Annotated in this window: 23 protein-coding genes; 12 read left to right on the top strand and 11 right to left on the bottom strand. The window is 34.4% G+C overall.

Annotation, left to right across the window (positions count from 1 at the left end):
- Positions 1-319: 319 nt before the first annotated feature.
- From carB to rimI, 3 genes are all read right to left on the bottom strand, one after another.
- Positions 320-3496, bottom strand: coding sequence for a carbamoyl-phosphate synthase large subunit (carB, locus tag MXE27_RS00140; protein ID WP_248610366.1), 3177 nt, complete (start codon positions 3494-3496; stop codon positions 320-322).
- A 132-nt stretch (positions 3497-3628) separates the two neighbouring features.
- Complete coding sequence (gene carA, locus MXE27_RS00145) at positions 3629-4711, bottom strand: glutamine-hydrolyzing carbamoyl-phosphate synthase small subunit (protein WP_248610367.1); 1083 nt, start codon at positions 4709-4711, stop codon at positions 3629-3631.
- 67 nt (positions 4712-4778) lie between these two features.
- Positions 4779-5240 carry a ribosomal protein S18-alanine N-acetyltransferase gene (rimI, locus tag MXE27_RS00150; protein WP_248610368.1) on the bottom strand — a complete coding sequence of 154 codons (462 nt, stop codon included), beginning with the start codon at positions 5238-5240 and terminating at the stop codon, positions 4779-4781.
- A 19-nt stretch (positions 5241-5259) separates the two neighbouring features.
- Here rimI and MXE27_RS00155 point away from each other — a divergent pair, with 19 nt between their 5' ends.
- The 3 genes from MXE27_RS00155 to cobK all read left to right on the top strand — a co-directional run bounded on the left by MXE27_RS00155 (position 5260) and on the right by cobK (position 9246).
- The gene (locus tag MXE27_RS00155; RefSeq protein WP_248610369.1) at positions 5260-5643 is read left to right on the top strand and encodes a UPF0146 family protein; all 384 of its coding nucleotides are present in this window, start codon (positions 5260-5262) and stop codon (positions 5641-5643) included.
- 278 nt (positions 5644-5921) lie between these two features.
- Positions 5922-8450 carry a calcium-transporting P-type ATPase, PMR1-type gene (locus tag MXE27_RS00160; protein WP_248610370.1) on the top strand — a complete coding sequence of 843 codons (2529 nt, stop codon included), beginning with the start codon at positions 5922-5924 and terminating at the stop codon, positions 8448-8450.
- Positions 8451-8463: 13 nt separating this feature from the next.
- Positions 8464-9246, top strand: a complete 783-nt coding sequence (gene cobK, locus MXE27_RS00165; protein WP_248610371.1) for a precorrin-6A reductase — start codon at positions 8464-8466, stop codon at positions 9244-9246.
- A gap of 5 nt (positions 9247-9251) precedes the next feature.
- On the opposite strand, the gene MXE27_RS00170 is transcribed toward cobK, so the two are convergent.
- Positions 9252-10472 (bottom strand): molybdenum cofactor synthesis domain-containing protein, encoded by a 1221-nt coding sequence (locus tag MXE27_RS00170; protein WP_248610372.1) that lies wholly within the window; start codon positions 10470-10472, stop codon positions 9252-9254.
- Between the two features lie 235 nt (positions 10473-10707).
- Between MXE27_RS00170 and eif1A the strand changes: the two genes are divergently transcribed.
- The 7 genes from eif1A (at position 10708) to MXE27_RS00205 (ending at position 17980) form a co-directional block, all read left to right on the top strand.
- Positions 10708-11007, top strand: coding sequence for a translation initiation factor eIF-1A (gene eif1A / locus MXE27_RS00175; protein WP_248610373.1), 300 nt, complete (start codon positions 10708-10710; stop codon positions 11005-11007).
- 130 nt (positions 11008-11137) lie between these two features.
- Complete coding sequence (locus MXE27_RS00180; protein ID WP_248610374.1) at positions 11138-11908, top strand: serine protein kinase RIO; 771 nt, start codon at positions 11138-11140, stop codon at positions 11906-11908.
- 204 nt (positions 11909-12112) lie between these two features.
- Positions 12113-12685: a KH domain-containing protein gene (locus MXE27_RS00185; RefSeq protein ID WP_248610375.1), complete on the top strand. Its 573-nt coding sequence runs from the start codon at positions 12113-12115 to the stop codon at positions 12683-12685.
- 322 nt (positions 12686-13007) lie between these two features.
- Complete coding sequence (gene top6B, locus MXE27_RS00190) at positions 13008-14630, top strand: DNA topoisomerase VI subunit B (RefSeq protein ID WP_248610376.1); 1623 nt, start codon at positions 13008-13010, stop codon at positions 14628-14630.
- A gap of 18 nt (positions 14631-14648) precedes the next feature.
- Entirely contained in the window at positions 14649-15722 is a 1074-nt protein-coding gene (locus MXE27_RS00195) for a DNA topoisomerase IV subunit A (protein WP_248610377.1), read from the top strand.
- A gap of 320 nt (positions 15723-16042) precedes the next feature.
- Positions 16043-17056 (top strand): phosphorylating glyceraldehyde-3-phosphate dehydrogenase, encoded by a 1014-nt coding sequence (locus tag MXE27_RS00200; RefSeq protein ID WP_248610378.1) that lies wholly within the window; start codon positions 16043-16045, stop codon positions 17054-17056.
- Positions 17057-17143: 87 nt separating this feature from the next.
- Entirely contained in the window at positions 17144-17980 is an 837-nt protein-coding gene (locus tag MXE27_RS00205; RefSeq protein WP_248610379.1) for a TIM barrel protein, read from the top strand.
- A gap of 27 nt (positions 17981-18007) precedes the next feature.
- On the opposite strand, the gene MXE27_RS00210 is transcribed toward MXE27_RS00205, so the two are convergent.
- The 4 genes from MXE27_RS00210 to MXE27_RS00225 all read right to left on the bottom strand — a co-directional run bounded on the left by MXE27_RS00210 (position 18008) and on the right by MXE27_RS00225 (position 20985).
- Positions 18008-18199 carry a DNA helicase PriA gene (locus tag MXE27_RS00210; RefSeq protein ID WP_248610380.1) on the bottom strand — a complete coding sequence of 64 codons (192 nt, stop codon included), beginning with the start codon at positions 18197-18199 and terminating at the stop codon, positions 18008-18010.
- Positions 18200-18401: 202 nt separating this feature from the next.
- Positions 18402-20417: a ferrous iron transport protein B gene (gene feoB / locus MXE27_RS00215; protein ID WP_248610381.1), complete on the bottom strand. Its 2016-nt coding sequence runs from the start codon at positions 20415-20417 to the stop codon at positions 18402-18404.
- 32 nt (positions 20418-20449) lie between these two features.
- Positions 20450-20680, bottom strand: a complete 231-nt coding sequence (locus tag MXE27_RS00220; RefSeq protein WP_248610382.1) for a FeoA family protein — start codon at positions 20678-20680, stop codon at positions 20450-20452.
- Positions 20681-20703: 23 nt separating this feature from the next.
- Complete coding sequence (locus MXE27_RS00225) at positions 20704-20985, bottom strand: NFYB/HAP3 family transcription factor subunit (RefSeq protein ID WP_248610383.1); 282 nt, start codon at positions 20983-20985, stop codon at positions 20704-20706.
- 313 nt (positions 20986-21298) lie between these two features.
- On the opposite strand from MXE27_RS00225, the gene MXE27_RS00230 reads away from it, so the two are divergent.
- Positions 21299-22420: an AAA family ATPase gene (locus MXE27_RS00230; RefSeq protein WP_248610384.1), complete on the top strand. Its 1122-nt coding sequence runs from the start codon at positions 21299-21301 to the stop codon at positions 22418-22420.
- Between the two features lie 72 nt (positions 22421-22492).
- Positions 22493-23218 carry a DUF4013 domain-containing protein gene (locus MXE27_RS00235; protein ID WP_248610385.1) on the top strand — a complete coding sequence of 242 codons (726 nt, stop codon included), beginning with the start codon at positions 22493-22495 and terminating at the stop codon, positions 23216-23218.
- A gap of 35 nt (positions 23219-23253) precedes the next feature.
- Here the strand turns inward: MXE27_RS00235 and hemA are convergent, their stop codons facing one another.
- The 3 genes from hemA to MXE27_RS00250 are packed head-to-tail and all read right to left on the bottom strand — an operon-like array spanning position 23254 to position 25571.
- Positions 23254-24450, bottom strand: a complete 1197-nt coding sequence (gene hemA, locus MXE27_RS00240) for a glutamyl-tRNA reductase (protein ID WP_248610386.1) — start codon at positions 24448-24450, stop codon at positions 23254-23256.
- Positions 24447-25088 (bottom strand): precorrin-2 dehydrogenase/sirohydrochlorin ferrochelatase family protein, encoded by a 642-nt coding sequence (locus MXE27_RS00245; RefSeq protein WP_248610387.1) that lies wholly within the window; start codon positions 25086-25088, stop codon positions 24447-24449. The genes hemA and MXE27_RS00245 overlap by 4 nt, the downstream gene beginning before the upstream one ends.
- Positions 25089-25097: 9 nt before the next feature.
- Positions 25098-25571: a methanogenesis marker 9 domain-containing protein gene (locus tag MXE27_RS00250; protein ID WP_248610388.1), complete on the bottom strand. Its 474-nt coding sequence runs from the start codon at positions 25569-25571 to the stop codon at positions 25098-25100.
- Positions 25572-25679 lie beyond the last annotated feature (108 nt).

Raw genomic sequence — 25679 nt, forward strand, 5'->3', positions numbered from 1 at the left:
AGTTGACCATTGGTAACCTAATTTTCCATTATGCATAAGCAACCCTTTAATATATTATAATCTATTTTATGTTCTCACCATATAAATAATGATTTCACTTGAATATAGTGAGAAACAGCACATATTTTTAAATTTCCAATGCAAAAATTTTAGAAATTGTATAATTAACTAAATCATTAAAGAAAAAAATTATATTAATTATAAATATGTATCACAATTATTCTATTTTTTTAGTTTATAAATATTGGGGATTTTGAATTTAATTTTAAAAATAGAATTATAAAATAATGAAAAATTGTCGTGAAATTAAAAAGTAATATCAATTATGATATTCCTTTAATGATCTTACCACAATCTTACCTTCTTTAACTTCCTCTATAGCATTTAAAGCAGCCCTTGCACCTGCTAATGTAGTAACATAAGGTATACCCAGTTCAATTGCCATTCTTCGAATTAAATATCCGTCATCAGCAGATTGTTTTCCAGAAGGAGTGTTTATTATTAATCCAATCTCTTTATTAACAATAGCATCCCTAATATTAGGAGATCCCTGACTTACCTTTCTGATTACACCAATATCAGCCACATCTTCAACTGCTCGAGCAGTTCCACGCGTAGCAAGAATTTCAAAGCCCAGATCATTTGCTTTTTCAACTATATCTCTGATTTTATCCTTATCTGCATCTCTTACGCTTATAAAAACTTTTCCTTGTGTTAAAAGATCCATATTGGCAGATAATTGAGATTTATAATAAGATAGTCCGAAATTTTCGTCAATTCCCATGCTTTCCCCTGTAGATTTCATTTCAGGGCCCAGAATTGAATCTGACTCAGGTAATTTAATAAATGGGAAAACCGATTCTTTAACTGCCACATGATTTATTTTAATTTCATCCTTAAGTCCCAAATCAGATAGTTTATGACCTATCATGAGCATGGCTGCAATTTTAGCCAATGGAACTCCAACTGCTTTACTAACAAAAGGAACTGTCCTACTGGCGCGAGGATTTGCTTCTAATATATACACCTGGGTTTGTTGATCCATTTTAACTGCATATTGAATATTCATAAGTCCTATCACACCTAGTTCCAGGGCCAGTTCACGAGTATACCTTTTTATTTCATCCAATATTTCCTCAGGAATACTTTGAGGCGGGATAACACATGCTGAATCGCCAGAGTGAACACCAGCTTCTTCAATGTGTTCCATTATTCCTCCAATGAAAACTTCTTCACCATCACAGAGTGCATCTACATCAACCTCAATGGCATCTTCCAGAAACTTATCTACTAAAATCGGATGTTCAGGAGATATTTTAACAGCTTCTTTCATATATTCCCGTAGTTCATCATCACCATAAACAATTTCCATTGCTCTTCCGCCCAGTACATAGGACGGTCGCACTAAAACCGGAAACCCGATTCGCTCAGCAACTTTTCGAGCATCTTCAAAAGAATTGGTGATTCCATAAGGGGCTTGAGGTATGTCCAGTTTTTCCAGAACCTGAGTAAATCTTTCCCTATCCTCTACTCGATCAATACTCTCATGAGGAGTTCCCATGATCCTTACACCACTATTAGCTAGAGCTACTGCTAAATTAATTGAAGTTTGCCCTCCAAATTGAACTACAACACCATACGGATTCTCTTTATCAATGACTCCCATGACGTCTTCAAAGGTAAGCGGTTCAAAATAAAGCTTGCTAGAAATATCATAATCAGTACTCACAGTTTCAGGGTTGTTGTTAATAATTATAGTTTCTACTCCCTTGTCTTTAAGGGCCATTGCAGCATGTACACAACAATAATCAAATTCAATTCCCTGACCAATCCTTATAGGTCCTGCACCTATAATTATCACCTTTTTATTATCTGAAACTGATACTTCATCCTCCATATCATACGTAGCATAATAATATGGAGTTTTAGCTTCAAATTCAGCAGCACATGTGTCTACCATCTTAAAAGTAGGAATTATTCCATTATCTTTTCGGATATTCCTAATCTCATTTTCATCAATGGAACATATCTCAGATATTTTTCTATCTGAAAAACCCATTTTTTTAGCCTTGCGTAAAATTTTGGGGTCTTTGATAGAATCGGGAGTTATTTCTTTTTCAAAATCAATAATATTCAATAATTTATAAAGGAAAAATTTATCAATTAATGTAATCTCATGGATTTCATCCACAGTCATTCCCTGTTTTAAAGCCGTGTAAACCTGGAATAATCGTTCATCTGTAGGATTTGCAAGTGCTTCTTTGGTAAATGGTACTTCATCAAAACCAAAACGCCCAATGTCTAATGAACGAATTGCTTTATGTAACGATTGTTCTAAGGTTCGCCCAATAGACATAACCTCTCCAGTAGACTTCATCTGAACCCCTATTTCCTTGCTTATTCCTTTGAATTTATCAAATGGCCATCGGGGTATTTTAGCCACGACATAATCCAGAGTTGGTTCAAAAGATGCAGGGGTCTCTTTAGTAATGTCATTTTGGATCTCATCTAAAGTCATGCCAATAGCAATCTTAGCCGAAATTTTAGCAATAGGGTATCCTGTAGCTTTTGATGCTAGGGCACTGCTTCTACTTACCCTGGGGTTAACTTCAATTACCTTGTAATCCCCGGTTTCTGGGTGAACCGCGAATTGGATGTTACATCCTCCCTGAATCTTTAAAGCCCTTATAATCTTTATAGAAGCATTTCTAAGTCTTTGATTATCGATATCACTTAGAGTTTGAGTCGGTGCAACTACAATACTCTCACCGGTGTGAATACCCATGGGATCTATGTTTTCCATGTTACATACAATAATACAGGTATCATTTTTATCCCGCATTACTTCATATTCAAATTCTTTCCAACCAATTACAGACTGATCAATAAGCACTTGATTAATGAAACTCATGTCCAAACCACGAGTAGCTATTTCAATTAATTCTTTTTCATTATAAGCGACTCCACCACCAGTTCCCCCTAATGTGAATGCTGGGCGTACAATTACAGGAAACCCAATTTCTTCTACTGCATTTAGTGCATCTTCAATTGATTCTACGGCCTTGGCTTTGGGTACAGGTTCATTAAGTTCCTTCATGAAACTATCAAAAAGATCTCTGTCCTCTACATTGCGTATAGTTTCAACAGAAGAACCTAAAACTTTTACTCCTTCCAATGCTTTTATTTCTTCCAGGCCTGTTGCCACATTGAGACCGGTTTGACCACCCATAGTAGGTAAGATAGCATCCGGTTTTTCTTTTTCAATTATTTTAGCCACAATTTCTGGAGTTAAAGGTTCTACATAAACACTATCTGCCATATCTATATCAGTTTGAATAGTGGCAGGATTACTGTTAACCAAAACAGTTTCAATCCCTTCTTCCTGTATAGATTTACACGCTTGAGAGCCTGAATAGTCAAACTCAGCCGCCTGGCCTATCTGAATAGGCCCTGAGCCAATTATTAATACTTTTTTAATATCTTGATCCTTCGGCATTCCGATCCCCGTTTTATATTATACTTATATAATCAATATCCCGCCTAAGAGGGTATGAATAAGAATAATCATTCAATTGTTCTTAATTTAATTTTTATCTTGTTTAATAGTCATTAAATTCCTGATTTACCATTAATATTGCCTTATTTTTTCAACAAATGTATCGAAGACATTGTCTGTATCATGAGGTCCCGGCCCTGCTTCAGGGTGGTATTGAACACTACTAATAGCCAGTTCTTCGTGTTCTATTCCTTCAGGGGTACCATCATTGAGATTAATTTGCGTTATATTAATCAGTTTATCCTTTATGGATTCTGGATCCACAGTGAAACCATGATTTTGAGAGGTGATGAATACTTTTCCATTTTTTAGATCTTTCACTGGTTGGTTAATTCCCCTGTGACCAAATTTCATTTTATAAATTTTAGCCCCAAATGCCAAGGAAATAATCTGCTGACCTAAACATATCCCGAATATAGGGAGTTTCTCTGAAAGACTCTGCACAGTATTTATCGCTGGTTTAACTCGAGTAGGGTCCCCAGGTCCGCTGGAAATTAGAATTCCATCAGGATCATAATCAAGGACATCTTTAGGATCTGTATCATACGGTAAAACAACTACTCCCACATCTCTTTTTAAAAAAGCATTGATACTGTTATTTTTGATTCCACAATCCACAATTACTATTCTTTGAGAAAAGTCGTCGCCAAATATTTTTGGTTCTTTTACACAGACCTGATCAACTAAATCCACGTCAACAATGCTCGGTTGATTGCGGGCCATCTCTAAAAGTTCAGAGTTATCAATTTCTTCCGTAGAAAGTGCTCCTTTCATTGCACCATGCTGGCGGATTTTGATAGTTAATGCCCTGGTATCAATTCCCCCAATTCCGGGAATTTCAAATTCACTTAAAAATTCAGATAATCCTTTTTCAGATAAACTGTGAGAAGGATGCAAACACTCTTCTCTTACAATGAATCCTTCTGCTTTGATCCCATCAGATTGATACCAATTCTTACTTATCCCATAATTACCCTGTAATGGATAAGTTGTCATTAAAATTTGGCCTTTGTATGAAGGATCAGTTAGTGATTCTACATATCCAGTCATACCTGTGGAAAAAACCACTTCACCAGTTTTAATAGTTTCAAATCCGAACCCTTCTCCTGTAAGTATAGTTCCATCTTCTAAAGCAAGTTTTGCTTCTTTTACCATTTAATCACCATTAATCCTGAAAATTTGAAATTATTAATTAGCATAATTATTAATCTAATTCATTAGGTTATTTTGGATAATATGAATCAGAAGCACCTCTTAATGGTTTATCCATTAGCATTGCATCTTCTCCATCTTCATAATATCCATGGATTATTTTTTCGTCATGAAATCCCAGAGTTTTATAAAATTTTATGGCCCCTTTATTTTCAGCCCTAACCTCTAATTTAATATTTTTCATTTGAAATTTTTCTAAAATATCAGTGGCCATACTCACCAGTTGGCTCCCCACCTGATTTCTCTGGTATTTTTTATCAACAGCTAGAGAAATAATATGACCCTCATCTTCAAATCTAATCCAAAATATAATATATCCTAATATTATATTATCTTGCTGGGCAACCAAAAATCCTGCCCCTAAATTAAAAATATCCTTTAATATATGAGGAGGATAAGGCTCATCAAAAGACATTTTTTCAATTTCTATGACTCTTTTTAAGTCTGGAAGTTTGAATTCCCTTATAATCATTTAAATCTCCGGTGAAACCATGTGGAAAGATTTTACATCTTATATTATCAACCAGTGCCAGCCCAATGACAAAGTTGTCGAGGTGGGTGTGGGTAAGTTTCATGAAGTTGCCTGCAACTTGCAAAGACATTCAAAAATGAATATAGTAATTACAGATATTAAACCTTGTCATGAAGGAGTAATTCAAGACGACATCAATCATCCCAAGTTAAGTATTTACTACGGCGCAAGTATTATTTATTCCATCAGACCCCCTATGGAACTGCATCAATCATTAATTAATCTAGCGGAAAGCGTAGGGGCTACTTTAATAATTAAAACCCTTACAGGAGACGATATAAACACTAAAAAGAAAATGAGATTGGTTAATTACAAAAAATCTGTTTTTTATGTATATCCCTAATCATTTAATCAATATTAACTGTAATCAGGGTTTTATCGGTAGATATCAATAGGGAAAAATTGTACTGAATAATTACTAAATAATGAATTATAGAAATCAAATTATTTTTAAAACGAGTATTCTTCTAAATAGAACATGCTACAATAATTTATATAAGTAATAAAAAATTGATGCGAGTATGTAGTATAGAATAAATAAATAGAATTTATAAGTATAATAAACTGGAAAAATAAAAAAATTTTACCAAATAATCCCAAAAAAAATAAAGAGTGTTGAAAATGAAATGGGGAAAAAAGAGCGTTGAAGAAACATTACAAGAACTAAAAACCACCAGAAATGGTTTAAGTTCATCAGAAGCTCAAAAAAGAGCCCAGGATTATGGCCCTAATGAGTTAGTTGAAGAGAAAAAAGATGGGCCAATTAAAAAGTTCATAATGCAATTTATGGACATACTAATCATTTTATTGATTTTAGCAGCTATTGCTGCCTATTTTGTAGGAGATGCCATAGATGCTGCTGTAATCCTTTTTGTGGTAATTTTAAATGCTACTGTTGGATTTTTACAGGAAAATAAAGCAGAAAAAGCTATGGAAAAGCTTAAAGGATTAATCTCGAGTGAAGCAATTGTTATTAGAGATGGAAGAACTGAAAAAATACCTGCCTCTCAACTTACACTCGGAGATATAGTTGTTATAGAAGAAGGAGATAACGTACCTGCTGATATCCGTTTGATTGAAAGTTATGATCTTAGGATTGATGAATCATCCTTAACCGGCGAATCACTTCCTGTTTCCAAAACAATTGACCATACAAAAGCAGAAAATGAAAGAGAAACCATTGCTTATATGGATACAGATGTTATTTCTGGACGAGGGGTTGGAGCAGTAGTAGAAATTGGAATGGAAACATCCATAGGAAAAATTGCTGAAATGCTGCAAGGTGAAGACACCGCAACACCATTACAAGAGAAGATTTCAGGCCTTGGGAAGATGTTAGGCCTCATTGCAGTAGTAGTATGTATAGGGGTATTCATTTTACAAATATCCAAAGGCATACCCCTGGTAGAAACATTTATGACTGCCGTTTCCCTGGCAGTGGCAGCTGTACCCGAAGGACTACCTGCTATTCTAACATTAACCCTTGCTTTAGGAATGCAGCGAATGGCTAAAAGCAATGCCGTGGTTAGAAAACTCCTGGCAGTTGAAACATTAGGTTCATGCACTGTGATATGTACTGATAAAACAGGAACTCTAACTTTAAACAAGATGTCAGTTAGAGATGCGCGATTAAATTCACCTGAGAAAGCACTTGAAGTATGTGCATTATGTAACAACGCCCACTTATCCAATGGAAAAGTCATTGGAGATCCAACAGATGGTGCTTTGCTATTATTCGCTGAAGAGGAAGATTACTCTCGAGAAGAGTTAGAAAAAGAATACCCACGTATAATGGAAATCCCCCTGGATAGTACCCGTAAAAGAATGAGTACAATAAACAAGAAAGGTGATAAAGATTATATTTTCTCAAAAGGCGCACCAGAAATTGTTTTGAGCCTATGCAAATTCCTTGAAGAAAATGGTACCATTAGAGAGTTAACTGAAACAGATAAAGAAAAAATTCTCAGCGATTTAACTGAAATGACGGGAAATGCACTAAGAGTTTTAGGATTAGCTTATAGAGAATTAGATCCAAATGAAGATCTAGAAGATAAAGACACATTGGAGAGTAATTTAATTTTTGTGGGCCTATCAGGTATGATGGATCCTCCTCGAAAAGAAGCTGCTGAAGCTGTTAGCATATGTAAAAAAGCAGGAATTAAAGTAGTAATGATTACTGGAGATCATAAAGATACCGCTGCAGCCATAGCAAAAGAAATAGGTGTTTTAGAAGGAGGAAAGGTTTTAACTGGAACGGATCTGGACAAAATATCCGATGAAAAATTTTCAGAAATAGTGGAAGATGTGCAAGTTTATGCTAGGGTTTTCCCGGAACAAAAAGTTCGGATAGTAGAAGCACTCCAAAACAAAGATAATGTAGTATCCATGACCGGAGATGGTGTAAACGATGCACCTGCTCTTAAAAAAGCATCAATTGGTGTTTCAATGGGTATTGCTGGAACCGACGTGGCGAAAGAATCTTCAGATATGATATTGCAGGATGATAACTTTTCCACAATTGTCCATGCCATTGAAGAAGGTAGAACCATATTTGATAATATTAGACGTTTTGTTAAGTTCCAGCTTTCAACAAATGTTGGGGCTATCTTAACTATTGTTTCCGCTTCGATCATGAGCTTACCCATCCCATTTAATCCCATACAAATTTTATGGATAAATATTATTATGGATGGGCCTCCTGCCCAATCTTTAGGTATAGAACCCGCAGAAAAAGGAATAATGTTACGTGAACCTGAAAGAGATGACATATTACCCCGAAAAAGTCTTTTAAGGATCATATTTACCGGAATTGTAATGGCTATTGGAACTATGGCACTTTATCTCTACGAGCTATCTCTAGGAGTGAGCACCATTAAAGCAACCACCATTGCTTTTACTGTTTTTGTTATGTTCCAGATTTTCAATGTGTTTAACTGCAAATCAAGGACTGGATTTTCAAACCGTTTCCTCTTAATTGCCGTAGCAGCATCATTTTTACTGCAGGTAATGGTAATTTACGTACCATTTTTCCAAGGCATATTTAAAACTACCGAGCTGGGATTAGTGGACTGGATATGGATAATAGCTGTATCTGCACTTATTCTGGTTAGTGAGAAAATAATAAGAATTGTAGACCCTGAAAATAACTAACAAAGGTTTTAATATGCGTGTTGTAGTGATGGCAGGAACTCAAGATGGAGTGCAAATAATCGAATTATTAAACAAAATACGCAATATACATGTTCTAGCTACAACTGTAACTAAGTATGGTGCTCAAATTGCTAAAAAAGCAGGGGCCAATAAAATAATATCCAAACCATTGAATAAAGATGGTTTGGTTGACTTAATTTTAAGCGAAAGTATTGACTTGATTATTGACGCTACACACCCATTTGCCATTGAAGCCACTAAAAATGCAGTGTCGGCCTGTCAAAAATCATCAATTAAATATATACGGTTTGAAAGGCCATCAACCCCCATACCGGAAAATTCAAAGATCCATCAGGTGAACTCCTTCAAAGAAGCCGGAAAACTAGCATTTGATATTGTTAAAAATGGAAAAATCATGCACCTTGCCGGAGTTTCAACATTAAATGACGTGCTGGAAAATTACCCTTTAGAAACTATTTTTGTAAGAGTACTGCCCATTGTTTCATCCATAAAAAAATGTGAGGATTTAGGAATTAAAAGCAGTCAAATAATTGCCATGCAGGGGATATTTTCTAAAGAATTTAACCAAACACTAATGAGAGAATATGGTGTTTCCGCCATTATTACCAAAGAAAGTGGAGAAACCGGAGGAGTTTCCAGTAAAATAGATGCTGCTTTAGAATTAGATATAGATGTAATCATTGTTAACCGACCAAATGTTAGAGAACTATCTTCTCAATCAATAGTTAATGATTTAAAAGATTTAAAAGACATATTATTGAATTTAATCAATTAAACTTTTTAAAATAAAAATACGTTTACTTTGCTGCCTTCAGTCAAAATTTCCACATTTTTTGGAATCTTAATATAACCATCAGCCTCAGCTAAGGCAGTTATGGCTCCAGAGTCTTTTAGTATGGGATAAATTTTATTTTCCTTAATTTTAACCAAAGCATAATGAACTCGGCCTTTAGATGAGTAAAATCTTTCATCCAATAGTGCATTAATAGTTTTAGTAGAAATCTGGGCCATACCACTCCATTTTCTCAAATAAGGAGCTATGAATATTTGAAATATCATTAATGCCGCCACAGGATAACCCGGAAGCCCAATTACAATTTTTTGACCTATTTTACCAACCATAGTTGGTTTTCCAGGTTTTACAGAAATACCATGAATTAAAACTTCACCCATATCATCCAGTACTTGTTTCAGCACATCCCCTGTTCCGGCAGAAGTACTACCCGAAGTTAATACAATATCTGAATTTTCAAGGGCTTTTTTAATGGATGATGAAAGAGATTCATAATTATCTTTTACTATGCCTCCAAAAACCGGCACTGCACCACAAGACAAGAGTGAACTTTCTAAAGCGTAAGAATTCACATCATATATCTGACCATACTCGATTTGTTTATCCAATTCTACCAGTTCTTTTCCAGTGGAAATGACTGCGACTCGAGGAAGTTTCCATACAGAGATTTCACCTAACCCCATTGCACTTAAAACCCCTATTTTATCTGGAGTTAGAGGAGTGCCTGATTTAAGGATTAACTTGCCTTTGGTTATATCGTTGCCTTTTTTTGTTATGAACTGACCAGCAGGAGCACTACGATAAATTTGAATTTCCCCATTATTATCTTCAGTGTATTCCACCATCACCACGGCATCAGCACCATCTGGGATAGGAGCGCCAGTATTTATAGCTGAACAAAAACCTTTTTTTACTTTTTTTTGAGGAACTTCACCTGCTTCAATTAATTCTAAAAAATTTAAAGGAACTGCTGTTTGTTCAGTTGCCCCAAAAGTATCGCTGGAAATAACAGCATAGCCATCTTTTGATGCCCTATCAAAAGGAGGCAAATCCATTGTGGCGTAGACATCCTCTGCTAAAACACGCCCGTTTGCAGCCAACAAATCAATTTTCTCCGATGTTTTATTTGAATAAAAATTATCAAACAAATTTTTAATAATTTTTTCAGCATCCCCTAATTCCATTATCTTTAAAAATTCATTAACCATGATAATAACCTTCAAATTAGTTTATGAATAAATTAATATTATTAACAAAACCTGAAATAAAGTTGCATATTAGTTCTTAAATAATTTTTATGAAAACTACTAATAAGTATCGCGAATATAAATCATTATATAAAGGTTGAGTTATTATATTCTTATTAATATTTATAAATTAATTAAATCTAATTCTTTATAGGACTGGAAAAAAATTAGTTTAAATAACATAGGAGGAGAGTATTTGAGTAGAGGATATGAACCACAAGAAGTCAGAAGAGTGAGAACCCCACGAAGAGGAGAAATTCCAGCAATTGTTGAACAAATTCTTGGGCATGGTAAATTAAGAGTGCGATGCACAGACGGAAAAACTAGATTAGGGCGAATCCCAGGAAAAATGAAAAAAAGGATCTGGATACGAGAGGGTGACGTGGTACTTATAAAACCATGGCAGTTTCAGAGTGACGAAAAAGCAGATATTGTGTGGAGATACACTCGAACTGAAGCTAACTGGTTAGAAAAAAGAGGTTACTTAAACCTTTAATTGAAAAGCATAATATTGATGGTGCATGGTTAATTCCAACCATCATTACTCTTGATTTTACTAATTTTATTATTAATATCAATATTTATAAATCATATTATAATTTTAAAAAAATCACCGCGTTGATTTAATGGATCCTAAAGTATCTAAAGCAGACGCAGCTCTGGATAAAATGAGAGCTGAAAAACGCCTAAAAAGTGTTGAAGATAGAAGAGTAGCCAGCGAAGTATTTGATAAACTAACACTGGAAACACTCTACAAATTAGCTAATAACGGTTATTTAAATATTTTAAATGGAGCTATTAGTACTGGTAAAGAAGCCAATGTTTTTAAAGGAATCCATGATAAAGGCCATATTGTAGCCGTCAAGATATATCGTATTAACACCTCTGATTTTAAAAAAATGCAGTATTATATTCAGGGCGATCCTAGATTTAAAGTCAGAACAAATAATAAAAGACAGTTAGTCAATGCATGGGTCAACAAAGAATTCAGAAATCTTAACCGTTGTTTAGAAGCAGACATTAATGTTCCTGAGCCAGTAATTGCTAAAAATAATGTTCTTTTAATGGAGTTTATTGGTGATGAAGATGGTAATCCTGCACCCACTTTAAGAAACCAGCCCCCCGAAAAACCTGAAAAATGCTTTGAAACATTGATAAATGCTATGAAAAAAATGTATCATGACGCAAAATTAGTTCATGGAGATCTTTCAGGATACAATATCCTTAACCACAATGAAGAGCCAGTTATTATTGACGTTTCTCAATCAGTGGTCACTGATCACCCTATATCAAGAGAACTTTTAGAAAGAGACATTGATAATATTATTCGTGACTTTAAAAAATTCGGTGTTTTTGCCACCCATGATGAAATAAAGCAAAAAATTATTGAAAAATAGTCATACAATTTTTATGATATTTATTTTTTAACTTTTAATTATTAAAATAAGAAAAAAATTAAATTTATCCATTGATAAACATGTTTTTATTGCTTAATTTCTAGAAATCACTGCAAAATAAAACTAATAAAAAAATAATATATAGTAAATGAAACGAATTCTAAATATGATTAAACATCATATCAATTAAAAGAGGTGAAATATATGCCCACCACAGAATATCTCAAAATTCCACGCGAACGTGTAGGGGTTTTAATTGGAAAGAAAGGAGAAACCAAACAGCACATTGAAAAATTAACTCAAACTTACTTAGACATTGATAGTGAAGCAGGAACTGTGACCATTAACCCTCAAGAAGAAGAACTTGAAGACCCTTTATCACCATGGAAAACTCGAAATATCGTGAAAGCCATTGGTAGAGGATTTAATCCAGAAATCGCTCTTCGTTTAATAGATGATGATGTGGCACTGGACATAATTAAACTCACCGAATATGTGGGAAAATCTAAAAAAGCTATAGCACGTCAAAAAGGACGTATTATTGGAAGAGATGGCATAACCAGACAAATAATTCATGAAATGACTGGTGTAGATATGTCAGTTTATGGGAAAACTGTTTCTATCATTGGTGACCTTGAAAATCTATTAATAGCAAAAGAAGCTGTTGAGATGATTTTAAATGGTTCCCGGCACAAGTCTGTGTATGGTTTCCTTGAAAAGAAAAAACAGGAAATGAAAATGAAACACTTTCAGGAAACTATTAATTTAAGAGAATAGTTTTACCAAAATTTACTATTTAATTGCAGTCACATGTAATAATTTTATATGTGAATTGCAAACTAATTCTATTTTGTATCATTTGGTATATATGGGGCAAATGAAAAAATATATGTATAGTTATAAATCTAATATACATTTTAAAGAATCTTAGATTTTAAGATATTTCCTACTTTAAATTAACTTGCTAAGAGATATCTTAAATTAGATTATCAAGATAGCCAAAAACAATGCAAGTATATAATATAGTATTAACTTATCTAGATAAGTACTTACTTTGATTTGAAGTTATCAAAAAAATTAATCATAAAGGAGGGTAACCTTGGAAATACAAGCCGGAGAACTCTTTGAAGAGTTCCAAGAACTTACAGCATCTGAATTTTTCCGTAAAAACAAACAGATGTTAGGATTTTCTGGTAAGATAAGATCCCTTACCATAGTTTTCCACGAATTAATTACTAACAGTTTTGATGCTGCAGAAGAAGCAGGAATACTTCCTGAAATAAAAATTGACCTTCAGAGATTAGATAAAGATCACTACGTTTTACGTCACCGAGATAATGGGCCAGGAATACCTGAAGATTTCATTACCAAAGTATTCTGTACCATGTTTGCCGGTTCCAAATTTAGAAACATACAATCCCGAGGTCAGCAAGGATTAGGATGCAGTGGATGTGTTTTGTTATCTCAAATGACCACTGGAAAACCTGCCAGAATTATCTCAGGATATAAAGAAAATGGGAATATTAAAGGCGTTCAAATGACCTTGAAAATGGACGTAAAGAAAAATCAAGGTTTAGTTCTAGAGAAAAAAGAAGTTGAGGTTAAAGAAACTGGAGTGTGTGTGGAATTACACTTTAAAGATGTTTCTTATTCCCTCTCAGAACAGGGCGCATTTGAATACATTCGACGAACCATGATTGGAAATCCCCACTCTAAAATCATCTTTAGAGACCCTACAGGACATAAATACATATTTAACAGGGCTTCGGATGTTATTCCACCTCTTCCTAAAGAAGTTTTGCCTCACCCTAAAGGAGTTACTGCAGATGATCTTATTTTCATGGCCAAACATACAGATAAACGCCGATTCAGAAGCTTGCTTACTAGCTCCCTCTCCAGAATGTCAATTAAGCGAGTAAATGAAATTCAGGAAATAACCGGAATCGACCTTAATAAAAGGCCAAAAGATATGAAGTGGGAAGAAGCAGAGCAAATCGTAGAATTATTCCAAAAAATGGACTTTATGGCGCCACCAACTTCCGGACTTATCCCTATTGGTCAAGAGCAGATTGAAAAAGGAGTGGTGGAAATATTAAATCCCGAATTTGTATCAGCCACCACCAGAAAACCTGTAACTTACCGAGGGGGTGTGGCATTCATCATAGAAGCAGGAATTGCCTATGGTGGAGACTCTGGGCGAATGGTTGGAGAACAAAGAAAAGCAGAAATTATGCGTTTTGCAAATCGGGTGCCTTTAACCTTTGATCAGGGAAGTTGTGCTATAACAGAAGGTCTCAAAAGTATTGATTGGAAGAGATATGGTATCCGTGATTTAGACAATGCACCCATAACCATCTTTGTCAATATTGTGTCTACTCAAGTTCCTTACTTATCTACAGGTAAGCAAAGTGTTGCTCCAGAACCTGAAATCTTGCACGAAGTACGGCAAACAACCATGAAAGTTGCCAGAAAGCTTCAAAAATATTTAAGAGCTAAAAAAGCAGCAAAAGAAGAAGCCATGCGTGCCAAAGTATTTGACACTTATGTCCCAGTCATTATAAGAGAAGCAGCTAATCTAGCGGAAATTGAAGTGCCCGACTATAAACCGGTGTTGGAAAAAGTAACCCGTAGAGCGCAGGCCGAATTACTGGGAGAACCAACGGATATCGACGACGAGGACGAACCGGTTGATATCGAAGAAGTAGAAGATGTTAATGAATAAACTCAAGGGGACACTTAGATGGAAAGTACCAATAAATTAGATCGGAAAGAAATCGCTATTAACAAGCTTAAAAGTCTGGGAGAAACTATAATTGAAGATGTAGCCGAGAATAAAGTTCCAGACGTGCGAGTACCCTCTAGAGGTACCTCTAACATTGTTTATGACGATATAAAACGCCATTACGTTCTAGGGGACAGATATGGTAAACGTTCCCTGGGTAATGTGAAACAGATTAAAAAAATTGGTCAGATGGTATATACTGCCAATTTCTGTAAGGATTTAGTAGCACGTGAAAAAACAGCTACCCTGAGGGAGCTTTACTATATCTCTGAAGGATGGGACGTGGACTTCGGAGACCAGCAGGAATCCAACATCGTTGGGGAAGATTTAGAAGTAACTCTGGGAATGACCAGGGAGGATTTAGGTTTAATGCCTGAAGAAGACGGTGCATCAGTATATGGAAAAATCACCTTACAAGAAGGAGACATAGAAATTAACGCGCTAAGGTCTGGGAAATCAGGATATACTATTTCACCCACCATTGATGAAGTTGAATTTTTAGAACACGATGTTAAAAGAGTTATAGCTGTGGAAACCATGGGGATGTTCCACAGGATGGTTCAGGAAAAGGCATATGACAAATTTGATACATTGATTGTAGGGCTGAAAGGTCAGGCCGCCCGGGCTACTCGAAGGTTTTTGAAAAGAGTTAATGAAGAATTAAAACTCCCTGTTTATGTTTGTAACGACGGAGACCCATGGGGATTCCACATTGCCATGGTTATTATCTCAGGAAGTGCAAAACTCGCTCATGTAAACCACCAGTTAGCTACACCGGATGCCAAGTTTTTGGGAGTTACTGCCAGTGATATTATCAATTACGAACTTCCAACAGATCCTTTAAAAGACATTGATGTTCTCCGTTTAAAAGAACTGAGTAAAGATCCGCGATACCGGGATGAACACTGGCAAACGGAAATTAAAAAGATGCTTAAAATCGGTAAAAAGGCAGAACAGCAGTCTTTTTCAAAATATGGTTTAGAATATGTTGTAGACACATATTTCCCTGAAAAATTAGAGTCATTGGAATGAAAACAATCCTTAAACTAATTAAAAGGCCTTAATAAAATTATAGGCCTTGAAATTTTATTTTTTTTATTTAAATTATCAGAAAGCTATTTAAAAAAAAATCGTGTTTTGCCTGCACTGAATAAAGTATATTAAATTTTTAAATAAAAAAAATGTGAGTTTTAATGCTTTTTTTATCTTAAATCCCTAAATTAATATAATAAAATTTATAAAAGTAAGAGTATAAAATATATTTTTAGAGTAAATTTATCTTACTTTGATTCTTTTAAAAAAGGATTTAAATTCTTTTTTAAATGAACTGGTAATTCATGGGAGGTAATTAAATGAAATCTGTTGCAGTAAATGGATATGGGACAATAGGCAAAAGAGTGGCAGACGCTGTCTCGGCCCAGGATGACATGAAGATCGTTGGAGTAAGCAAAACCAAACCTGACTTTGAAGCAAGAATGGCTGTAGAAAAAGGATACGATCTTTATATTAGCATACCTGAGCGAGAAAAACTTTTCCAGGACGCGGGAATCGAAATTAGCGGTACTGTGGACGAAATGCTTGATAAAACAGATATTGTAGTAGATTGTACCCCAGAAGGTATTGGGGCAAAAAACCTGGAAATTTATAAAAAGCTGGGTATTAAGGCCATCTTCCAAGGTGGGGAAAAGCATGACAATGTGGGATTATCCTTTAATTCATTTGCTAACTACTCAGACTCATTTGGAAAAGATTACGCTAGAGTGGTATCATGTAACACCACCGGGCTCACTCGAACATTAAAACCTATTAATGATCTTTGTGGGATAAAAAAAGTAAGAGCAGTTATGGTACGCCGGGGAGGAGATCCCTCACAGATTAACAAAGGACCTATAAATGCAGTGGTACCCAACCCACCCACAGTTCCTTCTCATCATGGCCCGGACCTTAAAACAGTAATGTATGGAGTTAACATTAACACAGTAGCTTTACTGGTTCCCACCACTTTAATGCACCAGCACAATCTTATGGTGGAACTGGAAAATCCCGTAGATGTAGATGAAATCAAAGCAAAACTCAATGCAACCCCTAGAGTATTGTTAGTTAAAGCTAGCGAAGGATTAGGTTCCACAGCCGAATTAATGGAATATGCAAAAGAATTAGGTAGATCTAGAAACGATTTATTTGAAATACCCGTCTGGGAAGAGTCTTTAAATGTGGTAGATGGTGAGTTATATTATATGCAAGCCGTACACCAGGAATCAGACGTTGTTCCAGAAAATGTAGACGCCATAAGGGCTATGCTAGAAATGGAAGAAGAAAATAATAAGTCCATTGCCAAAACAAATAAGGCCATGGGCATATTATAAAAAACCCATTTTTTATTTAATTTTTTTATTTTCAATCTATTTTTATTAATTAACCACTTACATACTAAACTTTTAATCAGTGATCCCATGAGTCATAAAATCATATTTGGTCCCGCCGGAAACCCCATCGAATATAAAGGGAAAACAACACAAGTTTGCAGTTATATATCTAAAGAAGGATTAGGTGCTTATGAATACCAGGCCACATATGGCGTTCGTATTGGTGAAAAATCCGCTAGAGAACTTCAAAAAAATTCTAAAGATAATAAAATAAGGGTTTCAATACATGCCCCCTATTACATAAATTTATCATCGCAAGACCCCGATGTGATAAATAGATCCATAGAAAGACTCATACAATCAGCACAAGCCGCAGAATGGTTAGATGCATATAGAATAGTTTTTCACCCGGGTTTTTATACTAAGTATACACCAAAAGAAGCCATGGATGTTTGTAAAAACGCCATAAGGGATATTTTAGAAAAATTAGGGAGTTTAGGGATTAAAAAATTCACTTTCGCGCCAGAAACTACTGGTAAAAAATCACAGCTAGGAAACCTGGAAGAGATAGTTGAAATATGTCACAGTTTTGATCATTTTGCCCCTACTATAGATTTTGCTCATGTCCATGCTCGAGGGGAAGGTTCTATCCAAAATTCAGATGATTATCAAAAAATATTAGATTATCTGGAAAGTGAACTGGATATAAAAAGATTGCACTGTCACTTTACACGTATTGAATATACAAAAGCAGGTGAGCGTAAACATCACACCCTGGACGAAAAAGAGTACGGCCCCCCGGTAGAGCCCCTTCTTGAAACATTGATTAATGCGGGATGGAATTCAACTATTATCTGTGAAACTCCGTTAATAGACCAGGACGCTTTGAAGTTGAAGTCCTGTTATGAAAAATTGTTAAAATAACCATGAGATTATTTTCTTAAATTAATTTTATAAGTTACATTTGACCATGTTTAATTTTTCTTTAAGTATTTTTATAAAATTTATTTGATTTTTATCTGGTAAGTTTTCATAGCCACAATTAGGACACTTTGCCATTTTACAGTTATGAGATGGGCATCCCTTACATGTTTTAGATTTTATACTTTCATCAAAGGAATAGCCACATATTTTACAAATCAACATACACCACCAACTTTATTTTTTAACTAGATTAACACTCTTGATTTAATAAAAAAATGGGTAAAAATGAATATGAAACAGTTAGTCATCTTCTAATTTAGATGAATCATCCTCCATATCCCCATCTTTTTTACATTTTCTAAGGCCGATTATTCCACTTCTCGTGGTCATTAGATCACCTCCTAAAAATTTTATTTATCATTTAAGCAAATCCTAATAGAGATCCACCCTGATAAATAAGGAATGAAACCACCCATGCCACAACCGTAGTGTAGATTATGGTGAAAATAGGCCATTTCCATGTGTTCGTTTCTCTTTTTATAGCTCCAATAGTGGCTAGACAAGGTATGTACAACAGAACAAATGCCATAAATGAATAAGCTGCAAGTGGACTGAAGGTATCATGTAGAGCCATTATAATACCGCCGCCTTCTTCCCCAACACCATATAATGTCCCGAAGGTGCTGATTACAACTTCTTTAGCTAAAACACCAAAGATTAAAGACACTGAAGGTTGCCATTCACCAAATCCAAGAGGTGCGAATACTGGCGCCATAGCAGTTCCAATTTGTCCCGTGATACTTGCTTGGGACCCATATTCAACACCCATGGGTAAACTACTCAGCACCCATATCACCACAGATAAAGCGAAAATAATTGTACCTGCTCTTTTAATGAAAAGATATCCCCTTTCCCAAGTATGGATTAAAGTTCCTTTTACAGTTGGTCGCCTATATGGGGGAAGTTCCATTACAAATGGTGCTGACATTCCTTTAAATACAGTTTTCTTAAATATAAATGCCATGATAATGGCGACTGCCATTCCCAACAAATAAATGGAGAATATTACCCACCCTTGATAAGCTGAGAAAAATGCTGCAGCAAAAAGAGCATATACGGGCAGTTTTGCACTGCATGACATGAAAGGAACGATTAACATAGTCAATAAGCGGTCTTTTTCATTTTCTAAAGTCCTTGTTGCCATTATTCCCGGCACGCAACAACCAAAGCCAAGTATCATGGGGATAAATGATTTTCCATGTAATCCTACTAATTTATGCATCAGTTTATCCATGACAAATGCTGCTCTGGCGAGGTAACCACTATCCTCAAGTATGCTCAGCATTAAGAATAACAGGAAAATGAGTGGTACAAATACTAATACCCCACCAACACCGCCTATTATCCCATCTACTACCAAAGATGAAAACCATCCTGTTCCTAAAATTCCAGCCATGGCCTCACCCAACCATCCAAAGAAAGTTTCAACTAATTCCTGGAAGGGAGCTCCAACCGTAAATGTGATTTGGAAAGTTAACCACATTATGAATAAGAATATGGGAATTCCCAAGTATTTATTAGTTACAACACGATCAATATAATCTGAACGAGTAATTTTATCAATTTTAGGCTTTTTAACAGATTCTTGCATTAATCCGGCAATAAATCCATATCTTGCATCAGCAATGGCCTCATCAGAATCTTCACCAAAAACGTCTTTTAGATGTTTTTGAATATTTTCGGATTTAGCTAAAATATTTTCGCCATTTAAAGTCTTTTCAACCTTTTCTTTTACAATTTTATCATTTTCAAGAAGTTTTATGGCAATCCATTTTGAAGGTGCATCACCTAAATTTTTATCTGCTTCTATTATTTTTTGAAGTTCAATTATGTGTTCAGATAATTCTACACCATAATTCAATCTATTTTTAACATCGTTAGGTTTTTTATAAACCTGTTTTATGGATTTTAATAGATCTTCACGGCCTGTTTCGTCTGAAGCTTCGATCTTTACCACAGGTATTCCCAACAATTTAGATAATTTTTTTGCATCTATAGATAATCCTTTTTTAGAAGCAAATTTATTCATATTCAGTGCCAGTACTAAATTAGCACCTAGTTCCATCATTTGAATGGTTAAGTACAGGTTTCTTTCTAAATTAGAGGCATCAATAATATTAACAACAACATCAGGATTTTCTTCAACAATGTAATCTCTAGAAACAATTTCTTCAATAGAATAAGCACTGAGACTGTAATTTCCTGGAAGATCAACTACTTGTATTTCTTTATCATCATATCCGAATATGCCTTCCTTTTTTTCCACTGTTTTGCCTGGCCAGTTACCCACATGTTGGCGCATGCCTGTAAGTTGATTGAAAAGGGTACTTTTTCCAACATTGGGGTTACCGGCAAGGGCAATTCTTATTTTTTCCATCATTAAACTCCTTTATACAATAAAAGATTAGATTATTTTAACTCAACTTCAATATTTTGGGCTTCTTCTTTTCTCAAAGATATAGAACAACCCTTAATTCTGATTTCAATAGGATCTCCCAAAGGTGCTACTCTTCTTAGTTCTATATGGGCACCTTTAACAAAACCTAGACCCATTAAATGTCTTTTTAAGTCACTTTTTCCTTTAAAAGACACTATATTACCAGATTGTCCTGCTTGGAGTTCATTCAACTTTTTGATCATGTTATCACATCATTAAACAAAGATTAAGCTAATCCCAAATCACATATCACTGTTTCAATAGCTGTTTTCATATCTTCAGCCCGGATAATATTCTGTCCATTTTTAGCAGCTTCTCTGGAAGCTTCAGCAGCCACCATATGACCCAAATCATCTAAAAATATTTGAAGGTTTTCTACCGCGGCTCGATTAGTTCTAGCTACAGATTCATTACTTAACATGCTCAATTCCATGTTAGCATGGGTTTTTACAATTTTAACAATTGGAGTAAAAGGAATGTCAATTTTTTTGTAACTTAAATCATTCATCTGATTATCCCCTTAAACACAATAAATTTAGGTATGCCTAAACTTTATATTTCTAATATACCTTCATCACATATAAATATTTAGGTAAAACTAAATTTTCATAGATTTGCTTATAAAAGTAGAATAACTTATAAACGTATTTAAAAATGGATATAAATAATAATAATCTATTTAATTCAAAAAAAATGTGTAAAAACTCATTTTTTATATATATTCAAAAAGAATATATGTATTCAAATTCAAAATGACTGTATAAAAAAAATTATTATTTTTAATTATTTAATATATTTCAAATTTACTGGAAGGTGAAGTAGTGAAAATTAATAATATTACATATGATTCACCCCTTAATGAAACAAAAATACAAACCAATTCTAATGACCCTATAAAAGAATCAAAAGTAGTAGTATTGCAGCCCATAGGTTATCCATTCATTTGTAATTTAGTAGAAACTCCTAAAATAGAAGTTTTCGATAAAGAACTTTTTGAGTTATATGCTAAAGAACAATGGGAAGGATTTACTGCTAAAGAAGGATCTTTTCTCTTTGATCAGAAATTACTACCAGATTACGCATTCAAAGTCATAAAAGCCCATCCTGATGAGTCCAAAATTACTAAAAATACATCCATATTGCTAATTGAATTTCAGGAAACTGAAGAATTAAAAAAAATTGAAACAAATGTAAAAATTAACGACGTGATTGGGCAAGAACAGGCCAAAATTAAATGTAAGATAATCATGAAGTACCTGCAGGATCCAGATCATTTTAAAGATTGGGCCCCTCGTAATGTATTATTTTATGGTACTCCTGGAACCGGGAAAACTATGCTGGCAAAATCTCTATCTAATGAACTAAAAGTTCCTTTATACCTCATAAAGGCCACTACATTGATTGGAGATCATGTTGGAGATGGTGCACGACAAATACATGATTTATTTGAGTTAGCATCTAAAACATCACCATCAGTCATATTTATTGATGAAATCGATGCTATAGGTCTTGATAGGAAATACCAATCTTTAAGAGGAGACGTTTCTGAAGTTGTAAATGCTCTCTTAACTGAAATGGATGGTATTCAACAAAATTATGGTGTAGTGACCATTGGTGCAACCAACAACCCCGCTTTACTAGACTATGCTATTAGGAGCCGGTTTGAAGAAGAAATAGAGTTCAAACTGCCTAATGAAAAAGAAAGAGAAGAAATGATTCAAAACCATATAAAATCCATGCCCTTAGAAGTAAAAGTTTCATGGAAAAAATTGGCTTATTTATCTAAAGGCATGTCTGGAAGAGATATTAAAGAAAAACTTCTAAAAACAGCTTTACATAAAGCGATATCCGACGATAGATCTATTGTGGAGCGAAAAGATTTTGAATATGCTCTTAAAAACCAAGATAAAGAAAAGAACGAACCAAAAGGTATGTTCGTTTAATTCTTAATTTTTTTTATCATGAAAAATGATAATCCCTGAAAAAATATGGAGCCTTTTTAAAAAAGTGTAATAATGAATATTAAAGAACTTTTTTTAGATGCTGTTAAATATGCTGCATCTGATTGGACAAAATTTATTCTTCTGGGAATATTATTTGTAAGTGTTGATTTATTAGATAGAACCACCACTGAAGATATAATCCCATTTAACTTATGGTTGGTCCTGATGGGAATTTTAGTTATTGTATTTTTTATTCAGGCAGGGTATGTTTTCAGGATAATTGAAACATCTGCTATAGATGAATCAGATGAATTACCCCCATTTAACAACATCAAGGATTTATTTAAACATGGAGTCAAAGATAGTGCAGTAGTTATGTGTTACATCATATTTCCCGTGGCATTACTTGCATTATCTACAGGGATTACAATTGCATATATTAATACAGATATTCCCCTAAAGTTTCCTATTATAATAACCTTAATTTTTGGAATAATTTCCGTTATATTTTTCATATTCATGCAAGCCGCAATTTTGAATATGGTCCATAATCACGGTAAAATCCGTTCAGCATTTAATTTCAAACAAATTTATGGAAAAATTAGAGAAATAGGTGTTAAAAAATTCTTAATCGTCTGCTTATTAACAGGAATAATATTTTTAATTATTGAACCATTCTTATTAGATGATTTAAGAGGTTCACTTGATTTTTATGGGGGAACTATATTGGAATTTATTGTTGCCCCTTATTTAGCAATATTAACCAGCCGTTTTCTGGGAACCATGGCGCGACATTAATATTAATTAAAAAAAACCCCCCACGACATTAAAGATTAGTTTTCATTATTGAATAACAACTCACAGGCCTTGATTAATTCTTCTTCATCATTTTCTGCTGCTTTTCTAAGATTTAGAACAATGTCATGAAAAATTTTATCTACAACAGATTTTGTAAGTTTATCTACAACTTTTTCCTTACCATTAATATTCCCTAATTTTTTCAAAGCTTTTTGAGTTTCTCTATATCTAATAAGCTCCATATTGCTGCGAATATCTGAAAGTAGTGGTTCGACTTTTAAATGTTTAAGAGACCTATTTAGAAGAAGAAGTTCATTTTCAACAATTTTTTCAGCTTCTTTAGCTTCTTTTTTTCGAATTTTACGGTTATCCTCCGCAATTCCCCTAAGATCATCGATATTAAATACTTTGACTCCTAAATTTGAAACTTCGTCCTCAATATCCCGGGGATTAGCAATGTCTACCATTACCAAAGAATTCCTGCGTTCTAGAGGTACAGCCGCCTTTACTTTTTCATAAGTTAAAATAGCGTGTGGAGCACCAGTAGCACTGATAATGACATCTGCATCTTCCATAGATTCTTTTAATCTGTCAAAATGAATAGCATATCCACCTAATTCTTTTGCTAAACATACTGCCCGGTCATGAGTACGATTAGCCACAACAATAGCTTTTAGATGTTTTTCCACAAGAGCCTTGGCCACTAAAGTACCCATTTTACCGGCCCCTACAATAAGTACTTTTTTGCATTTTAAATTTCCATGAACTGATTCTGCAAGATTTACAGCAGCAGAACCTATAGAGACAGATCCTCTATTGATTTGGGTTTTTTTACGAACAGATTGGCCTACATGAATTGCCTTGTTAAAAATTGTATCTAATACAATTCCAGCAGACCCTTCTTTCTTCGCCTTCTTTTTAGCATCTTTGATCTGGCCAAGAATCTGGTCTTCACCAATAATCATTGACTCTAAACCAGATGCCAACCTCAAAAGATGCATCATAGCGGCTTCATTTTTTTCAATGACAAAATCAGCGCATTCTATTTCGCCTAAATAATTATCGGATAGTACCATGTAGTATTCAGAACGATTGCAGGTTCTAAGAGATATGTATTCTTCTACATTGCATTTTGATTTTAAATTCAGAAAAAGATCGTCTAGAGTAGAAATTGAACTTTCCATAGTTTTTATATCAGCAGTTTTATGATCAACCCTAATATTAAGAATCAAAATGAATCATCCCCATTGGAAACCATGTTTTCTATTAAAGTATCAACTTGAGATTTAGCCTCTTTCAAATTGCCTTTTTCTAAACTATATCTAATTTTAGAATTATTCAAAATTTTATAAAGATAATGGCGCCTAAGTCTTTGTTTGTTAGTGAATATTTTAAGCTTGTTACGAGCATAATCCTGTAATTCTATTTGGAGAATATCTTCTTCAGTTATGGCAGCCTGAATCTTTTTTCGAAGCATTCGGGCCATTAATGGACTTTTTCCACCAGTATAAATTGATATCTGAGCTTCACCAACCGAAAAAGTGGTAGGTATAATTAAATTACCCTCAAATGGATTATCTGCCCTATTTATAAGTTTTTCTCCAGATAAGGAAGCAACTTTATTGTTAAAGTCAGTGTCGCCACTGGCAATTATAACTAAATCACACCATTCAATCCATTTTTCAAGTTCATCTCTTGGTTTAGATACTGCTCCATTATACTGAATATCCTTTGACAAAGTCCCGCCAATGATTACAACTTCGGCTCCAGCTTTTAAAAATCTTAAAGCTCTCCTTTCACCTACTTCGCCAGATCCTATTATAAGAACCTTTTTATCAGCCATTTGCAGGAAAAGCGGAGTCCAAGCCATAAAAATACCTTATTCAACTTTTTTCATTCTAAGAATTTTCATAGCTGTTCGTAAATCATTGCCACATTCTTGAAGTACAGATAAAGCCTCTTCTTCAGTAACATCAAAAGTGTCTGCCAGTGTTTTTATACTTTTTTCGTCGAAAAATTCCGATTTTCCAACTAATTTTTCAGATAATTCCTTTTTAAGAGTCATATATTCTTCCGGACTCATTTCAATTCTTCTCATCACCATATCCCTTAAGGGGCATGGTTTAGATGGCTTGCAACACCATACTAAAGAACCAAAACAAGTACCTTCTCCCTGACCTAGTCTGGTTTGCTTTCCAAATTCTTCTTTAATGTCAATATAATCCTGAGCAGATAAACCTGCATCTTCTAATGCATACATTACGGGACAAGGTTTTACTGGTGGACAGCAAAATGTTAAAGCTCTCTTGTCTCCGCCTCGGCATACGTGTGATGGTGCGTCATCCCATACCATGTAATATCCTCCAATGATTTTTTAATAATAAATTTTGTGTAATTTCAAATTCTAATCCTCAATATAAGAAAAAGTGGATAAATAATTCAATTAAATGAATTCTAAAAT

It is taken from the genome of Methanobacterium alcaliphilum, from assembly GCF_023227715.1.
Taxonomy (GTDB): Archaea; Methanobacteriota; Methanobacteria; order Methanobacteriales; family Methanobacteriaceae; genus Methanobacterium_E; species Methanobacterium_E alcaliphilum.

What these genes read in the sequence shown, in the direction of transcription:
- carB (WP_248610366.1), bottom strand. Translation starts at nt 3,496, where the DNA reads ATGCCGAAGGATCAAGATATTAAAAAAGTATTAATAATTGGCTCAGGG.
- carA (WP_248610367.1), bottom strand. Translation starts at nt 4,711, where the DNA reads ATGGTAAAAGAAGCAAAACTTGCTTTAGAAGATGGAACTATACTTACA.
- rimI (WP_248610368.1), bottom strand. Translation starts at nt 5,240, where the DNA reads ATGATTATAAGGGAATTCAAACTTCCAGACTTAAAAAGAGTCATAGAA.
- MXE27_RS00155 (WP_248610369.1), top strand. Translation starts at nt 5,260, where the DNA reads ATGTGGAAAGATTTTACATCTTATATTATCAACCAGTGCCAGCCCAAT.
- MXE27_RS00160 (WP_248610370.1), top strand. Translation starts at nt 5,922, where the DNA reads ATGAAATGGGGAAAAAAGAGCGTTGAAGAAACATTACAAGAACTAAAA.
- cobK (WP_248610371.1), top strand. Translation starts at nt 8,464, where the DNA reads ATGCGTGTTGTAGTGATGGCAGGAACTCAAGATGGAGTGCAAATAATC.
- MXE27_RS00170 (WP_248610372.1), bottom strand. Translation starts at nt 10,472, where the DNA reads ATGGTTAATGAATTTTTAAAGATAATGGAATTAGGGGATGCTGAAAAA.
- MXE27_RS00180 (WP_248610374.1), top strand. Translation starts at nt 11,138, where the DNA reads ATGGATCCTAAAGTATCTAAAGCAGACGCAGCTCTGGATAAAATGAGA.
- MXE27_RS00185 (WP_248610375.1), top strand. Translation starts at nt 12,113, where the DNA reads ATGCCCACCACAGAATATCTCAAAATTCCACGCGAACGTGTAGGGGTT.
- MXE27_RS00195 (WP_248610377.1), top strand. Translation starts at nt 14,649, where the DNA reads ATGGAAAGTACCAATAAATTAGATCGGAAAGAAATCGCTATTAACAAG.
- MXE27_RS00200 (WP_248610378.1), top strand. Translation starts at nt 16,043, where the DNA reads ATGAAATCTGTTGCAGTAAATGGATATGGGACAATAGGCAAAAGAGTG.
- MXE27_RS00205 (WP_248610379.1), top strand. Translation starts at nt 17,144, where the DNA reads ATGAGTCATAAAATCATATTTGGTCCCGCCGGAAACCCCATCGAATAT.
- feoB (WP_248610381.1), bottom strand. Translation starts at nt 20,417, where the DNA reads ATGGAAAAAATAAGAATTGCCCTTGCCGGTAACCCCAATGTTGGAAAA.
- MXE27_RS00220 (WP_248610382.1), bottom strand. Translation starts at nt 20,680, where the DNA reads ATGATCAAAAAGTTGAATGAACTCCAAGCAGGACAATCTGGTAATATA.
- MXE27_RS00225 (WP_248610383.1), bottom strand. Translation starts at nt 20,985, where the DNA reads ATGAATGATTTAAGTTACAAAAAAATTGACATTCCTTTTACTCCAATT.
- MXE27_RS00235 (WP_248610385.1), top strand. Translation starts at nt 22,493, where the DNA reads ATGAATATTAAAGAACTTTTTTTAGATGCTGTTAAATATGCTGCATCT.
- MXE27_RS00245 (WP_248610387.1), bottom strand. Translation starts at nt 25,088, where the DNA reads ATGGCTTGGACTCCGCTTTTCCTGCAAATGGCTGATAAAAAGGTTCTT.
- MXE27_RS00250 (WP_248610388.1), bottom strand. Translation starts at nt 25,571, where the DNA reads ATGGTATGGGATGACGCACCATCACACGTATGCCGAGGCGGAGACAAG.